Here is a 2,166-nt window from a genome sequence, read left to right as displayed (position 1 = left end):
CGCGTGCCAGGCCGGGTTGTGATCCATCGGTTCGGTGGCGACCAGCACGTGTGGGGAACGGGCGAGGTCTTCACTGCGGGCGTGGATACGGTGGCTCCGGGCTTCCAGCGGAGCCGCCGGTCCGTAGACGCCCGCAGGGTCGCTTTGCAGGATGTAGAGCTCGTGGGTGGCCGGGAACCTGACCGCCCAAAGATCCGTCGCCGTCGTCAATATGAGGTTCAGGCTGTAGACCGGCAGTCGCTCGGCGATCCACGTGATGGCCCGGGTGATGCCTTCAGTAACGTCCCCGCCAGCCCTGCGGCTCTCGGCGGTAATAAGGGCGAAGAGCCGTTCACTGTCGGTCTCGCCGTGAACGAGGTCCGCGACCCCGAGCCCGGTCAGGTGTTGATCGAGCTGTCCGAGCCCATGGAAGGCGCCGTTATGGGCGAAGAGCCGGCCGTCCTGCTCAAACGGATGCGTGTTGACCAGCGTATGCGCGCCGGTGCTGGCGTAGCGCACGTGGGCCAGGAATGTGGTGCTCTTGAGGTTCCGGGCCTCGCGTGCAAAGGCGTGGTCCTCCCAAGCGGCGAACGGCTGCTTGGCCACATGTGCTCCACCTTCGGCGTCAAAGGTGCCGATGCCGGTTCCGTCGGGCTCCTTCCGGCTCTGATTTGAGAGACTGTCCGGGGCGTCCAGGAGCCAGAACGTTGCACGGACCGGTTGGGGGCCTGCATGCAGTCCAAACAGTCGGCACACGTTGGTTCCTTTGTCGGTGTCTGCTGGCTAGTGGTGGAAAGCTTGCGTTGTGCCGCTGGAGGGCATCGGCGTGGTGAGCGCGTCCAGGTAGGTGACTTCCTTTTTCAGGTCCGCCAGGAAACTCGAGGCCAGGTYGCGGGTGAAGCCGTTACGGACAACAATCCGTTGGACGGTGATCTCGCTCAGTCCGTCGGGCAGCGGGTAGGCCGGGACGAGCCAGCCGTTCATGCGCAGTCGTTCGGAGAGGTGGTGCAGGTTCCAGTTGCTGGTGTGGCTCTCGCTGAGTTGCCACGCGAAAACCGGGATGTCGGATCCGTCGCTCCACAAGGTGAAGGGCTCCATCGCCCCGATTTCGCCGGACAAGTAGAGCGCAACGTCCCGGGACGTTGCCTGGACCGACCGGTAGCCGGCGAAGCCGAGGCGCAGGAAGAGGTAGTACTGCATGAGGACCTGGGCGCCGGGTCGGGAGAAGTTCAGCGCGAAGGTGGGCATGTCCCCGCCCAGGTAGCTGACGTGGAAGACCAGGTCGTCGGGGAGCGCTTGTTCGTCCCGCCAGACAACCCAGCCCAGACCGGGGTACACCAAGCCGTACTTGTGGCCCGACGTGTTGATCGAGGCGACCCGGGGGAGCCGGAAGTCCCAAATCGTCTCCGGCTGCAGGAAGGGCGCAATCATGGCTCCGGAGGCGCCGTCGACGTGAATCGGAATGTCCAGGCCGCGGCGGGCCTGGATGACGTCCAGGGCCGCCGAGATTCTCTCGACTGGTTCGTAGGCGCCGGTGTAGGTGACGCCCATGATGGCAATGACACCGATGGTGTTCTCGTCGACATACGCGTCCAGGTCGTGGCCGTCCAGCGTCTGGTGTTCCTCCGACACCGGAACGTAACGGGCCTCCACCTCCCAGTAATTGCAAAACTTCTCCCAGCACACCTGCACCGCGGAGCTGAGAACCAGGTTGGGTTGGTCCGTAGAGAGTCCGGCGGCGCGGCGGGCGTGCTGCCACCGTCGCTTCAAGGCGAGCCCGCCGAGCATGCAGGCCTCGGAGGATCCGATCGTGGACGTGCCGATAGTTGCGGCCGGATCGGGCGCGTTCCACAGGTCCGAGAGCATCCGCCAGCACCGCGTTTCGATCAGTGCAGTCTGCGGGTATTCGTCCTTGTCGATCATGTTCTTGTCGAACGTCTCGGCGTAAAGCTTCACCGCTTCGGGTTCCATCCACGTCCCAACGAACGTGGCCAGGTTCAGCCGGGAGTTACCGTCCAGCATCGCCTCGTCGTGGACAACCTGATAGGCAGTCGAGGGGAGGGACTCCCCGTCGGGAATCGTAAAACGCGGAAAGGTGGTGGATTCGCCCGGCCGGCTGAACAACGGGTTCAACTCGATGACCGTGTCGTGATCCTGAGCCGATGTCCGGTGTGACCTGCTCATGGT

Annotated in this window: 2 protein-coding genes; both read right to left on the bottom strand. The window is 64.2% G+C overall.

Features of this window, described 5'->3' with window-relative positions:
* The coding region (locus AB4Y86_RS17345; protein ID WP_441403405.1) for a class II glutamine amidotransferase at positions 1-735 on the bottom strand (735 nt) is incomplete at its 3' end.
* A 27-nt stretch (positions 736-762) separates the two neighbouring features.
* Positions 763-2,163: a glutamate decarboxylase gene (locus tag AB4Y86_RS17340; RefSeq protein ID WP_441403406.1), complete on the bottom strand. Its 1,401-nt coding sequence runs from the start codon at positions 2,161-2,163 to the stop codon at positions 763-765.
* Positions 2,164-2,166: the final 3 nt, after the last annotated feature.

It is taken from the genome of Arthrobacter sp. 2YAF22_2 (assembly GCF_052114645.1).
GTDB lineage: Bacteria > Actinomycetota > Actinomycetes > Actinomycetales > Micrococcaceae > Arthrobacter.
The sequence above is the reverse complement of the archived record's forward strand: the minus strand, read 5'-3'. Positions and strand labels throughout refer to the sequence as shown.